The following is a 13,414-nucleotide window of genomic DNA, read 5'->3' on the forward strand; positions in this document are numbered from 1 at the left end:
AACACAATTATCCTTCAGTCTCATCAGGATTCTGTATTTTTTCATAAAACAGGCAAAAAATCTGTTAATGATTGCTTTATTTTTTGGTGGACCTGCATCAGTTGGTCCTCATAACACTGCAGGTCCAGCGGATGATAGATATTCTCATGGCCGGAACCCCTCTTCCGTATTTTGCTGACACTGCCTGCGCCAAGACCAATGATATTTTGCTGTTCTTCGATCACCGCAATATTATAGCGGCATTCTTTGCCCTGCAGGGCATAGCCGATATTCTCAAGGTTACCGGCAATATACTTTTGTCGGTACAGATAATACGGAATATATCCGCGCTGTTGAATCCTGCGATGGACTTCGCGCTGAATATCCTGCCAGTCTATAGCATCTTCACGGTTTGAAGCCGAATGGTTCTCCCAGGCCGCAGAGCCTCGTTTCAGCGCCAGGGCATGGACGGTAATGTTATCCGGTTGCAAAGCCAGTACTTTTTCCACACTGTCCAGGACTTCCTCAGATCCTTCACCCGGCAGTCCAAGGATCAAATCCATATTGATCACCCAGTCGGAAACATCTCTGGCTAGAAGAAAACATTCCCGGATATCGGCGGCCGTATGCCTGCGTCCAATCACGGGCAGGGTTGCCTCCTGCATGGTCTGAGGGTTAACGCTTATCCGGCTCACCCCAAAATTCTTCATGACTGTCAGTTTGGTATAGTCAATCGTATCTGGTCTACCGGCCTCAACAGAATATTCACACCGCTCAGCCTGTGGAATCTCGTCACGGATGGTTTCCAGCAGCATCTGCAGGTCGGCAGCGCTTAGCACCGTCGGTGTACCACCGCCGATATAAAGGCTATCGGCCTTCATACCCAGTCCCCGCATCATTTCCCCGGTTAGTTTGACTTCCTTCTTCAGAGCTTTCAGATACCGGCAAAGCTGTTCGCTTTGCTTCCCAGCCAGGGAGTTGGACGGAAACGAGCAGTAGAAACAGCGGGACGGACAAAAGGGTATCGCAAGATAAACGCCGGCAAAATGCTCGGCTTCTTTCATCGTTTGACGGAAAGGCTGCTGAACCTGTTCGATCTGGTGAAGCAGGCTCACCTTTTCCTGGTCAACGAGGTAAAGTTCTCGCAGGATTTTATTCTTTTGTCCTTCGTCATATCCGAGATCGGTCATTTTGCCGATGATTTTACCAGGCCGTATCCCGGTCAGACTTCCCCATGGAAGCTTTTTTCCGGTATATTCGGATAAAAATGTACATAATCCTCTCTTTAAAATGATCTGGGACAGCGGTTCTTTGCCGGGAAGCTTCAGTCTGTAGAAATCATCCGCTGATCCCGTCTGCACTGCCTTCGCATATTTTTTTCCGGTAGTTCTGTCGGTTAGGCAGATTTCATAAACCTTTTCCGAGGCAGTATTCACGGACTCTATGTTCAAGCAAAAACCTTCAGCATCAGACCGTTCATTATCAGCGGCAGACCGCATTATTCCAGCATCGGATCGAATGGCGGCTGATGGCATGTCATCCGATAGTACGTCGGAAGATAACTCTCCTGCCATGAGATTTCTGCCTGTTCTAAACTTTTTTCCCGGAAAAAAAGCTGCTATGATTTGTGAGCAGCTGGTCAGCATTTTCGGATCGATTGTGGAACTGCAAAGAAGAATGCTTTCCTCCATCAGGCCAGGTCTCCACTGATATATGGATTTCTGGCCCTTTCCCGGCCAATGGATGTAAAGGATTCATGTCCGGGATAGACCAGGATTTGGTCATCCAAAACCATCAGTTTATCATGGATGCTGCTGAGTAGTTTATGAAAATCCCCCCCTGGAAAATCCGCTCTGCCGATGGAACAGTCAAAGAGCGTGTCCCCGCTGAACAGTACACCGTCCGTCAGCAGGCAGATGCCGCCCGGTGTATGTCCCGGTGTATGGATTACTTTCATTTGAACTTCACCAATAAAGAATTCCTGACCGTCTTCCAGCAGTATTTCAGCTGGGGACATCACATAGTCCTTACTGAACATTCTGGAAAGGTTTTTCTGAGGATCCGTCAGCATCCCTGCATCCTCCCTGTGGACGGCGACTTCAGCATGCAGGGTTTTTCTCAATTCTTCAGCTGCCCCGATATGGTCATAATGTCCGTGCGTCAAGATGATCCGTTCAACCTCGAGGTTATGCCTCCTCAGCAAATCCTTGATCATCGCACTACCCGATCCGGGATCGATGATTGCAGCCTTTTTAGTCTTGTCACAAGCCAGCACGTAGCAGTTCACACCCAAGACAGGCATAACTATTCTTTCAATCAAGCGATATCGCCACCTCTAAATAATATACTTTCATCAATATACTGCTAACCCGAGCCAAAGCTAAGTTGATAACCGTATTTACGAATCAATCTACTAGTTAAAACTGTTTCTTACTGTCCAGCAACAGCGTAACCGGTCCGTGGTTAACCAGTTCGACGTCCATGTCGGCCTGAAAAAGGCCCGTTTCAACCTTAATCCCGGTTTTTTGCAGGTACTCTGTCAGGCTTTCAAACATTGCTCTGGCCGTTTCCGGGGGAGCTGCCTCAGAAAAGCTTGGCCTCCTACCCTTCCGGCAGTCACCGAACAAAGTAAACTGGGACACGAGCAGTAGTTCTCCGCCGACATCGGCCACCGACAGATTCATTTTAGCCTGATCATCTTCAAATACTCTTAAATTTAAGATTTTATCAGCAAGCCACTTGACATCGTCCCTGTTGTCTTCCTGTCCGATCCCGATCAGAACCATGAGTCCTACCCCAATCTGGCCTACAGTCTGATTCTCAACCCGTACGGCTGCGCTTTTGACCCTTTGTACAACACCCCGCATCAAGTGTTTCCTCCACCCTGAATTCTCTCGACTACGGTAACATCTTTGACTTTACGGAACTTGTTAAGAACAAAGTTTAAATGGTCAAGGTTTTTCACTTCGATTCTCAGACGGATATGGGAGACGCGGTCTTTGCCTACCCGGGCACTCATTCCGAGCATATGGGTCCGTGTTTCGGTAATTACGTTCATGATATCGCTGACCAAACCCACGCGATCCAGACCGATAATCTCGATGTCTACAGGATAGATTGACTCGACAGCGGCTTCCCACTCAACCTCAACGATCCGCTCCTGCTCTTCTGCCGTAAGGCCAACGAGCTCCGAGCAGTCCGCCCTGTGGATTGATACGCCGCGCCCTCTCGTTATATAGCCGATGATTGAATCTCCGGGAAGCGGATTGCAGCACCGGGAAAACCGGATCAGGATATTGTTTACCCCCTTGACCGATACTCCCTGAGAATGCTTCACCTGGTGCTTGTGTTCTGCCTGAATCGGAAGAAGCGGTGTTTTCAGCTCTTCTTTCAGGATTTCTTCCTTCAAACGGCCCAGGGCCTTTTTAAAAGTAATCGCACCATCACCCATTGCCGCATATAGATCATCAATGTTGTTAAAACTGAAGCTCTTGGCTAATTTGATCATGTTTTCTGATTTTAAGGCTGTTGACGGTTCAAGACCAAGCTTCCTGGCTTCACGCTCGAGGCCTTCACGTCCTCTGATAATATTCTCTTCTCTTTTTTCTTTCTTAAACCACTGGCGGATTCTATTTTTGGCCTGAGAGGTCTTTACGAGGCAGACCCAGTCCCTGCTTGGGCCGGTGGGCGTCTTGGTTGTCAGAATTTCAACAATATCCCCGTTTTTCAATTTGGTGTCAAGTGGAACAATTCTTCCGTTGATTTTAGCACCGATACAGCTATGACCGACATCCGTATGAACCCGATACGCAAAATCGATCGGACAGGAATCGGCCGGCAATTCAACGACATCGCCTTTGGGTGTAAATACAAACACAGTATCCGCAAACAAGTCTATTTTCAGCGATTCCATAAATTCGCCGGCATCGTCCTTGGAGTCATGCTGTACCTCCAGGAGCTGGCGAATCCAGGATAGTTTCTGTTCGAAATTACTCTCAATTTTTTTGCCTTCTTTGTATTTCCAGTGGGCAGCAATCCCGTATTCAGCCGTCCGGTGCATTTCCCAGGTCCGGATCTGGATTTCAAACGGGTCCCCGTGGTTTCCGATTAATGTCGTATGCAGGGACTGGTACATATTCGGTTTCGGCATCGCAATATAATCTTTAAACCTTCCGGGAATAGGCTTCCATAGGGTATGAATAACCCCCAGTGCTCCGTAGCAGTCATTCACAGTTTTGACAATGACCCGGACTGCCGTCAAATCGAATATTTCACTCAGATCTTTGTTCTGATCGAGCATCTTTTTATAGATACTAAAGAAATGCTTCGGACGGCCGGCAATATCGGCTTCAATTCCGACTTCATCGAGCCTGATTTTAAGCTGTTCGATCACCTCATCGATCTGTTCCTGTCTTTCTTTTCTCTTTAAAGAAATACCTTCAACTAAATCGTAGTATTCCTGCGAATGCAAATAGCGAAAAGCGAGATCTTCCAGCTCCCACTTGATCCTGAATATCCCGAGCCTATTGGCTAAGGGCGCATAGATCTCGATCGTCTCCTGCGCAATTTCCTTTTGTTTAGATTCAGACTGATATTTCAGGGTCCGCATATTGTGCAGGCGGTCGGCCAGCTTGATTAAAATAACCCGAATATCCTTGGCCATTGCCAGAAACATTTTCCTTAAGTTCTCAACCTGAACTTCAACCTTGCTCTTGTACGAAATTTTGCCGAGTTTGGTTACCCCATCGACGAGTCCCGCAACTTCATCGCCAAAATTCTTACGGATATCTTCAAGCGTCCTGTTCGTATCTTCAGCGACATCATGCAGCAGCGCAGCAATGATCGTCGAATCGTCCATCTCCAATTCGGCAAGAATCGAGGCGACTTCCAGCGGATGATAGATATACTTTTCGCCGGAATTGCGGAGTTGGCCGCGATGGGCAAGTTCCGCATATTCATAGGCCTCTTCAATTTTTTCCAGGTTGTATTGCGCATTATTGGAAATCAATGTTTCCTTCAGTTGTTGAAAATTCATTAAGCCACCTCTGGGTTCCTATTCGCTCCAGACTCTGAAACGCAAAGAAGTCTGCAAGTAGGTTTTCTCGATATTGTTTAATTTAAATAAATACGGGCCTGTTCCGCCATACCAGCTGATGATGCCAAGTTCCTCGAATATTTTCATGATGTTCAGCTGCATTCCAGGTTTTTCCGCAGACGGTCCCCACCAAATAAAACCGCGTTCATCCGTTATGTGCTTAAGGTTTCGATAGAAATCCGCTAGCATCTTTCTGGAAAGACGCGGTGCCGAAATCTTTTCTTTGAAAGCGGCAGTCTCGAAATCCGGAAGGCTCCCACTAATGGCTGGCTCCGATTCGGAATATCCCTCAGCCGTACAGGCGATTTCCTGCTCGGCTTCGACACCGGAAGGACGGAAATCCTTGACAACGGCCTGGATGGTTTCGACATTACCGTAGCTGTTCAGCTCAAGATTATAAATAATATCGATCATATCGATGTTTTTGACCAGATCAAATTCTTGTCCCTTTTTAAACGCCATAGCTTCCCGTTTAAGCTTTGCTGCTGCGAGCGTCATTTTCAAATGTTCCCGGCCTTTACCGACAACAGAAACGCTTTGGACGGCAAGGCCGTCCGTTCTTAAGACAGGTGCTGGATTTCCTGCCCCAAACGGAGCCATTTGTTCCAGCTCTTCCAATAACTGAACATTCAATTCATCCCACGATATAATAGAATCGATCTGAAAACGTTCCTTAAAGATGATCCCAAGTTCAAGAAAACTATTGTTAAGTCCTTCCCTGAGCTGCGGGATCTGGTCAACAGGAACCGTAAATCCGGCTGCCTGCTTATGACCGCCAAATTTACTTAAAGTATCCGCCTGTTTTTTTAATTCGTCCAGAACATGATAGTCCGCGATTCCCCTGGCTGAGCCTTTCCCAGTATCTCCTTCCTCGGCAATAAGGAAGACCGGCCGCTTGTAGCGCTCCACGAGCCGCGAAGCGACAATGCCGATCACCCCGTGATGCCAGTTTGGCGAGGACAAGACAATGACATCGGGTATCGGGCCTTCAGCCAGTATGCGTTCGGCATCACAAAGGAGCTCCTTTTCGGTAAGCTGTCTCTGATTGTTTTCCTTGCTAAGTTCCCTGGCCATCTCCAGCGCATCATCATAGCTCTCTTCAAGCAGTAGGTTCAGTGCCAGCCTCGCCGTATCCATCCTCCCGGCGGCATTGATTCTCGGGGCAACAATAAACGAGATCTGACCTGCCTTAAGCTTCTTGCCGAGAAGGCCGCATTCCTCCAGCATCGCCCTGATCCCGGAGTGCCTGGTATTTTCCATCACGGTCAGCCCGTTTTTGACAAGGATTCTGTTTTCCCCGACGAGTGGGACAATATCCGCAATCGTTCCGAGTGCGACCAAATCAAGATAATCGTTCTCCGAGCCAAATGTCGCCTCAGAATAACCTAAATGTGCGTATAAGGCCTGCAGGAGTTTAAAGGCTACCCCGACACCGGCCAAATGCGGAAACGGATAACCTGAATCTGCTATTTTGGGATTTAATATTCCAACTGCGCAAGGCAGTTCGTCCGGCGGTTCATGGTGGTCCGTGACTATGATGTCGATGCCGCAGGTTTTAGCAAAGGTTATTTCCTGGACAGCCGAGATTCCGCAGTCAACAGTGATAATCAGCGAGATATTGTTCTGGCTTGCTTTTTCGATCGCTTCCAAATGCAGGCCGTAGCCTTCTTCCCGGCTCGGGATATAGACAACGACCTGATACCCAAGACTGATCAGGCCCTTATACAGTAAGGCTGTTCCGGTTACACCATCGGCATCGTAATCCCCGTAGATCAAAATCTTTTCCTGATCTGTCCTGGCCTTGGCAAGCCTTTGCAGGATGACCTCCATATCTTTAAACAAGAACGGAGAATGCAGGTCCAGCAGCGACGGCTTCAAAAATTCCAAAACACTGTCTCTCGAAGAATAACCCCGGTTATGAAGAATACTCAGGGTACTGCGGGAGAGTCCCGCTTTTTCTAAAAATGCTTCACCAGAATACGTTTTTTGTGATAAAATCCACAAGTTGTTTTCCATAAATCATTCCTATTTCTGATATTCAGAAGCGCCGGCAGTATTTTCTTTGGCAACAGTTTGACTGTCTTTGTTCTGACTATCCTTCTGCGGTATATCAATCGGATCAGCATCCGAAGCTGGAGCCCTTTTGCTGGTAAATCGTTTATTGACTTTGGTTTCTTTCCTGCACTTCAATTCCCGGCGGAGTGCAAGGCAGAACATCAGTAAGGCACCGGCAAAGACCGAACAGAAAATAACGAGAACCAGCGGCAAATCTGCTGTCCAGAATAAGAAATGGATTGGAACAACTGCTGCATTTTGAACCGCAAAAATCACCACAATGAGCGCAATAATGATTGAAACTAACAAAATGACCATACTTTTCCCTCCTTTGTATCATTAATTCGTATCATTAATATAGTATATTTCCTATAATAAGCCAACCTGTGCAAAAAATAAACTTAAAAATTGCTTGAAGCACAATCGCTCTGGAAATACTCCGATAGTTGAAAACGAGCGGGATGCCTATAATAGCAGTCCAAATCAGGATCGCCGGTATAAACGGCAGTAGCATTCCAAACAGGAACAGCGAAGTAACACTTCCGCCAGCTACCTTGAGGACACGAAAATTGTGTGTTTTCCTATTCAACAGATACGCCGTAATTAATCCAAAACATATATAGGCAAGAATGATGATTTCCCAGAACAGAATACTTCCTGGTTCATTCACCACAAAATTGACTGCAGATACAATTAGGCCCGCAATCACGAGACCGGAGTAGTTACCAAGAAGCGTTATACCCGCCGCACAAATCAGGATTGATTCCAAACCCAGCAGATTCCAAAACAACAATCCGTCACCCTGCTTTTTGTCAATGTCTAATCTTGTATAGTATTGCCCCGTTCGCGCTGGAATAATTATACTTTGCGGTCAAATCTTATAAACTCTTGATGAAAAAATAGTCCCTGCTACTATTCGAGCAAGAACTACATTCAATTAGAGATCAATTTAAAACTTTAGATTTTAGATGTCTTACTTCTCTTTCAGGTACAACTCATCAAGGTTAAGCCAATAATTGATCCGATCTTCACGGGGGTCCATGCTAATATCAATGTTGCTGAAGACCAGCAGTACGCTCACTTCCGGTGTCTCCAGCTTCAGGCACATATCATCCAAAGCTGCCTGATAGGTTTCCGCCTTACCCGGCGGGAACTTTGCAGCAATCTGGTCGAGATAACCGTTCATATCCTGTTCGAGAATCACACGGTCATCCTTCATAATTTTCAAAGACGGGATATTGTTATTGGCAGGGTACGTCCAATAGATGCTATAGGTGCCTTTGTCGCCGTCAATTGTGATATATTCCTTCCCATTTACAGTTCCCATCTGCTTTACAGATTCCATCTGCATATTAATAGCCCAGCGGTAACCGCTGATATCTACGGGTTCGGCCGGTAACATCAGGGATGTTGCGATATAATTGTCTTTTCCCGGCATATCCTCAGGTTCCGGCCAGGTTTTATCAAAACCTAGTTTGTCTTTGAAGACATCGCTCTGGGCAAGACGTCGATCAAACCAGGACGGCAGCTTTGCCTCACTGGCACTGGCCAAATAGTCAACTCCATCGGTAATCGATTCACGTACTGCGCGTTCCGGTTGGACAGCTGAAGGAGTCAGCTGGTTATCCTGCAGTATTCCCTGGCTGACCAAGATCTTTTCCAGTCGGTTTACCTGCGCAGTGACCGGCAGTGCCTGATAGCCAACGACTGGTAATACGGAGAATACCGCAAGCACACAAGTCAGGACAGCAATTACAGCATGTGATCTGGCCTTTCGTATCATCAGCAGGACAGCCGCTGCTAAGGCCACAATCCAGATCAGTATGAAGGAATATTCAATCGTTTTAAGTCCTGACTTACCCAGCTGGATCACGACTGCCCAGGCTTCGAAGGCAAGAATCACCAGGGCGGCAATCGGATAAATTCGGCGATAGAATTTTGCCAGTGCGGATTCGTAATTGGTGACCATCATATGGAGCCAAATCCCGCCGATAGTATAAGCTGAGGCAATGCCTGAAAGCTGGACGAAAGACGATGCACCTATGCCGCTCATCGTCGTTTTGCCCGCCCATAGAAGCAGAACTGCGGTCAACGCCAGGATAATCGGAATCATGATGCTGCCAAACAGAATTTCAACAAACCGCGGCTGTTTCTGGGCCACTTCACGATGTTCGTCGACTTTTCCTTTGCGAAAATCCGGAAAATAGCCCACAAAAATCGTAAAAACCAAAAAGCCGGTCAGGGTCCCGATAACCATATAAACCTTGCTGCTCATGCCGTGATACAGCAAGGCCTGGACAGCACCTGCAACCCCGGAAGCCCCGCCCATAATCACTGCTCCGTAAATGATAGCGATAAAGAAGGCTTTTTGCGTCATGAATAAGGACCTGGAGAAATCAGACTGGTCTTTGGGATATCCGGCCAGGATGATAAAAACCAGAAAACTGACCAGCATTGCCATACTCACACGGGTAGCAGCCAGAGTTGTAACTATAGCATAGCGGGATCCCTCCGGGGTCGTTCCTCCAAACTGGTAAAGCGCCAGGAAGGTTACAGCTGCGGCCATGACACCGAGCAGGTTGGCAGCCAAAAACGCTTTTTTCTGGTTGATCCGGCTTTGGGCAGCCGTAATTACGGTCAGACTGAATACCGCACCCATTGCAAAGGCCCAATGCAGACAGTTAAACAGAAAGTTATAAGGTTCTTGTTGCGGCCAGTCAAGCTGAATCCTGATCAACGTTACGACGGCAAAACCGAAAGCACAGGCAATTGCAGCTGGAAAAGTTTGAAAGGCCTTCGCTGACCCACGCAAAACCTGGACAATTGACCGGGTAAAAGCATTCATCCGTATACCTCCTTGCTGAAAAATTCCATTCAAAGTAACAAATCAATTTTGAGTTAGTCTTAACAAATTTTCTACATACATACGCTTATCCCTTCTTCATCGCCGGGGCCTCGTTTATTACGAATATGACAGCAACTACAGACCATCTGGGATCCGCAGTTGCAATTCAATATTTGGTTAGACGTCTTTGGCGGCTTTTGGTCCCCGGCAGATGGCTATCTTGCCGGTCCTGACGATTTCGATGATTCCGTAGTCATCAAGCAGTTCGCAAATCGCATCAATTTTGACATCTTCACCGGTCAACTCGATGATCATAGTCTCTTTATTAACATCGACAATATGGGCCCGGAAGATTTCGGCAAGGTTTACAATTTCCGCCCTGTTCTCCGGCGAAGCCTTCACCTTGATTAAGGCCAGGTCTCTGTGTACCCTGTCCTTTCCGGTAAGATCAATGATTTTAATCACATCAATTAGCTTGGAGAGCTGATTAACAACCTGTTCCAATTCATATTCATCATCGGCATCAACCTCAATAGTGATTCTGGACATGTCGGCTTCCTCGGTATAGCCGGCGTTAATGCTTTCAATATTAAAATTCCTGCGGCTGATCAACCCGGAAACATGGGTCAAAACACCCGGTTTATTTTCCACCAATACGACTAAGGTATGTTTCATTTTCAGCCCCCCAATATCATTTGGTTTAAACCGGCCCCGGTCGGAACCATCGGCAAAACATCCTCTTCTTCAGGAATACGGATATCTACCAGGAATGGGCCTTCCGAGAAGATTGCTTTTTTCAGTACAGCTTCAATTTCTTCTTTCTTATCAAGACGGACGGCAGGAACGCCCATCGCTTTGGCGATCTCGACGAAATCTGCTTTCGTTCTCATACAGGAATGTGCATAATGGCTGTTGTAAAATTCCCGCTGCCATTGGGCAACCATCCCCAAGGATTGGTTATTTAAGATCATGACTTTGACAGGCAAATTTAAGTCGGCAATCGTCATCAGCTCCTGGCAATTCATCATAAAGCCTCCATCGCCGCATATGCAAATGACCTTCTTATTTGGTTCCCCGACCTTGGCTCCCATGGAAGCCGGAAGGCCGTAACCCATCGTTCCAAGTCCTCCGGAAGTCAGCAGGGATCTTGGGTGTTTAAAACCGTAGAACTGGGCGGTCCACATTTGATTTTGCCCTACATCCGTAACCATAACTGCATTTCCTTCTGTGATTTCACAAATCTTTTCAATCACAGGCTGTGGCAGTATTTCATCTGTATCCTTTTTATACGTGAGCGGTTTTTCTTTTTTCCAGCCAGACAGCTTTTCCAGCCACGGTTTAAACTGATCCTTCCATTCTTGGGCAGGTTTCTCCTGCAGTTTTTGATAGAACTTCTCGAGTGTCCAACGCAAATCGCCAATCACCCGGATATTTGCCCGGACATTTTTATTGATTTCAGCCGGATCAATATCAAAATGCACGATTTTAGCGTTAGAAGCAAACTGATCCAACCGTCCTGTGACCCGGTCATCGAAACGCACGCCGATCCCAATCAGCAGGTCCGTCTCGGTGGTGGACATATTCCCGGCATACGTGCCGTGCATCCCGATCATGCCAAAAAAATGCGGATCATCGCTCGAGACGCAGCCCAGCCCCATCAGGCTCGAGACCGTTGGCACCCCGGTATAGGCTACTATTTTTCGCATGATCTCAGAAGTGTCCGACAGATTTAGGCCGCCCCCGACAAAAAACAAAGGCTTTTGGGCGAATTTAAGCTCGTCAAATACGGCATTCATCGTCTGGCTATCTCCCTCACAGATCGGGGTATAACCTCTTAAATTAACCTCTGCGGGATACTCAAAATCTATTTCTTCAGCAAAGATATTTTTCGGAATATCAATTAAAACAGGACCCGGACGGCCCGTACGTGCAATATAAAAAGCTTCTTTCACGGTCTTCGGCAAATCCCTGACATCCCTAACCAGGTAATTATGTTTGGTAATCGGGGTTGTAATCCCGCGTATATCCGCTTCTTGAAAGGAATCCCGCCCTAAAAAAGGTACGGCAACCTGACCGGTAATCAGCACCAGCGGGACAGAATCCATATAAGCTGTAGCAATTCCAGTGATAAGATTCGTGGCCCCGGGGCCGGAAGTCGCCATACACACGCCGACCTTGCCGGTTACCCTGGCGTAGCCGTCGGCAGCATGGATTGCGCCCTGTTCATGCCTTGGCAGAACATGAGGAAATTCAGACATATACAGCGCATCATACAAAGTTAAGACCGATCCGCCGGGATAGCCAAAAACGACTTGTACATCTTCCTTTTTAAGACATTCGATGATTGCTTGTGCTCCGGTCATTTTCATTCTGCTATCTCTCCTCTCTCTTGTATGTATTATAGTACAGAACACAAATAAATGCACGAACTATATCAGTTCAGTCTATTCATTGCTCATGTTGTTTATTAACTTACTTGTTGTTTATTAACTTAAATGAAGGACGCACACTGTCTCCAATTAAAATTCTACTGTAAGATTGGTTTTTGCCAGATAGATTTTGCCGGCATAACACCGGGAAGCCTCCGCAGCCAGGTTGGCCGTCTCACCAATATGCGGAAAATGACTCAGCAGAAGTGCTTTCGCCCCGAGTTGTTTTGCCAGGGATGCAGCTTCGACAGAAGTCAAATGCCCCTGGAATAAGCCGGTTTCATGGGCATACAGGCTTGATTCAGTAATCAACAAATCTGCTCCGCCCTCAAACCGGCTTAAATCAGATGCAGGCCCAAGATCACCGGTATAGACCAGGACTTTGCCGGCATATTCGAACTTCATTGCCAGGTTGTAGGCATCATGAACGGTTGGCGCAAAGGATATTTTCAAGCCGTCAAGATTGAGAACCGCATCCGGCTTTATTTCGATACCGTTGCTATATTCACCAAAGGTTAATTCCTTAAAACGTCCCGGCTGATTACTTGCATAAACAGGAAGCGGCTTTGTTCTTTTCTTGAACGCAAACGCAAATTTACTCGCATACAAAAGGCATCCGAGGTCTGCCGTATGGTCATGGTGAAAATGGGAGATAAAAACCGCGTCGATCTGCTCGTGGGAAACATGCTTCCATAAATTTGCCAATACCCCGCTGCCGCAGTCCAACAGGACCTTATGCCTGCCTGTCTGCAGAAGATACCCTGATGTCGCCTCTCCTGCTTCGGGATATGCTCCCCAGCAGCCCAGAACTGTTAGCTTCATTATTCCACGTCCTTTCTAAGCGTATGTGGTATCTTAGTTGGGCTGGTCTCCATAATGTATAGCCGCTGCGCAATCCATGCTCCGCTTACGCTGTCTATACATTATGGAGACTAGTATTATGTAATTATGTATGAATTATATCAGCAAAAACGCTTCTCTTTGCTGTCCTTGGTACTGCTCCGGCAGCAT

General features: G+C 47.0%; 11 protein-coding genes. All 11 read right to left on the reverse strand.

All coding sequences use genetic code 11. The annotated features are described in order from the left end of the window. Positions 1-41 precede the first annotated feature (41 nt). The 11 genes from hemZ to A7D23_RS06210 all read right to left on the reverse strand — a co-directional run bounded on the left by hemZ (position 42) and on the right by A7D23_RS06210 (position 13,225). Complete coding sequence (gene hemZ, locus A7D23_RS06160) at positions 42-1,670, reverse strand: coproporphyrinogen dehydrogenase HemZ (protein ID WP_019225956.1); 1,629 nt, start codon at positions 1,668-1,670, stop codon at positions 42-44. Continuing rightward, positions 1,670-2,299, reverse strand: a complete 630-nt coding sequence (locus A7D23_RS06165) for an MBL fold metallo-hydrolase (protein ID WP_019225955.1) — start codon at positions 2,297-2,299, stop codon at positions 1,670-1,672. Before A7D23_RS06165 ends, hemZ begins: the two co-directional genes overlap by 1 nt. A gap of 97 nt (positions 2,300-2,396) precedes the next feature. Beyond that, positions 2,397-2,846, reverse strand: a complete 450-nt coding sequence (gene dtd / locus A7D23_RS06170) for a D-aminoacyl-tRNA deacylase (protein WP_019225954.1) — start codon at positions 2,844-2,846, stop codon at positions 2,397-2,399. Beyond that, positions 2,846-5,014 carry a bifunctional (p)ppGpp synthetase/guanosine-3',5'-bis(diphosphate) 3'-pyrophosphohydrolase gene (locus A7D23_RS06175; protein ID WP_019225953.1) on the reverse strand — a complete coding sequence of 723 codons (2,169 nt, stop codon included), beginning with the start codon at positions 5,012-5,014 and terminating at the stop codon, positions 2,846-2,848. The genes dtd and A7D23_RS06175 overlap by 1 nt, the downstream gene beginning before the upstream one ends. A gap of 18 nt (positions 5,015-5,032) precedes the next feature. Next, a complete protein-coding gene (gene recJ / locus A7D23_RS06180) occupies positions 5,033-7,090 on the reverse strand; it encodes a single-stranded-DNA-specific exonuclease RecJ (protein ID WP_019225952.1) in 2,058 nt (685 codons plus the stop codon). Between the two features lie 9 nt (positions 7,091-7,099). Next, a complete protein-coding gene (locus A7D23_RS06185; protein ID WP_019225951.1) occupies positions 7,100-7,447 on the reverse strand; it encodes a lipopolysaccharide assembly protein LapA domain-containing protein in 348 nt (115 codons plus the stop codon). A gap of 34 nt (positions 7,448-7,481) precedes the next feature. Then, positions 7,482-7,922 carry a hypothetical protein gene (locus A7D23_RS06190; RefSeq protein WP_019225950.1) on the reverse strand — a complete coding sequence of 147 codons (441 nt, stop codon included), beginning with the start codon at positions 7,920-7,922 and terminating at the stop codon, positions 7,482-7,484. Between the two features lie 180 nt (positions 7,923-8,102). Then, entirely contained in the window at positions 8,103-9,974 is a 1,872-nt protein-coding gene (locus tag A7D23_RS06195) for a DUF4153 domain-containing protein (RefSeq protein WP_019225949.1), read from the reverse strand. 177 nt (positions 9,975-10,151) lie between these two features. Continuing rightward, positions 10,152-10,649: an acetolactate synthase small subunit gene (ilvN, locus tag A7D23_RS06200; protein WP_019225948.1), complete on the reverse strand. Its 498-nt coding sequence runs from the start codon at positions 10,647-10,649 to the stop codon at positions 10,152-10,154. Between the two features lie 2 nt (positions 10,650-10,651). Next, a complete protein-coding gene (gene ilvB / locus A7D23_RS06205) occupies positions 10,652-12,343 on the reverse strand; it encodes a biosynthetic-type acetolactate synthase large subunit (protein WP_019225947.1) in 1,692 nt (563 codons plus the stop codon). 150 nt (positions 12,344-12,493) lie between these two features. After that, positions 12,494-13,225, reverse strand: coding sequence for an MBL fold metallo-hydrolase (locus A7D23_RS06210; RefSeq protein ID WP_019225946.1), 732 nt, complete (start codon positions 13,223-13,225; stop codon positions 12,494-12,496). Between the last annotated feature and the right edge of the window lie 189 nt (positions 13,226-13,414).

This window comes from Dehalobacter sp. TeCB1, assembly GCF_001707455.1.
In the GTDB taxonomy this organism is placed as follows: domain Bacteria; phylum Bacillota; class Desulfitobacteriia; order Desulfitobacteriales; family Syntrophobotulaceae; genus Dehalobacter; species Dehalobacter restrictus.

Bases quoted from the DNA above. Each gene is read 5' to 3' on its own strand.
- ilvN (WP_019225948.1), bottom strand. From the start codon at position 10,649: ATGAAACATACCTTAGTCGTATTGGTGGAAAATAAACCGGGTGTTTTG.
- A7D23_RS06210 (WP_019225946.1), bottom strand. From the start codon at position 13,225: ATGAAGCTAACAGTTCTGGGCTGCTGGGGAGCATATCCCGAAGCAGGA.
- ilvB (WP_019225947.1), bottom strand. From the start codon at position 12,343: ATGAAAATGACCGGAGCACAAGCAATCATCGAATGTCTTAAAAAGGAA.
- A7D23_RS06195 (WP_019225949.1), bottom strand. From the start codon at position 9,974: ATGAATGCTTTTACCCGGTCAATTGTCCAGGTTTTGCGTGGGTCAGCG.
- hemZ (WP_019225956.1), bottom strand. From the start codon at position 1,670: ATGGAGGAAAGCATTCTTCTTTGCAGTTCCACAATCGATCCGAAAATG.
- dtd (WP_019225954.1), bottom strand. From the start codon at position 2,846: ATGCGGGGTGTTGTACAAAGGGTCAAAAGCGCAGCCGTACGGGTTGAG.
- recJ (WP_019225952.1), bottom strand. From the start codon at position 7,090: ATGGAAAACAACTTGTGGATTTTATCACAAAAAACGTATTCTGGTGAA.
- A7D23_RS06185 (WP_019225951.1), bottom strand. From the start codon at position 7,447: ATGGTCATTTTGTTAGTTTCAATCATTATTGCGCTCATTGTGGTGATT.
- A7D23_RS06175 (WP_019225953.1), bottom strand. From the start codon at position 5,014: ATGAATTTTCAACAACTGAAGGAAACATTGATTTCCAATAATGCGCAA.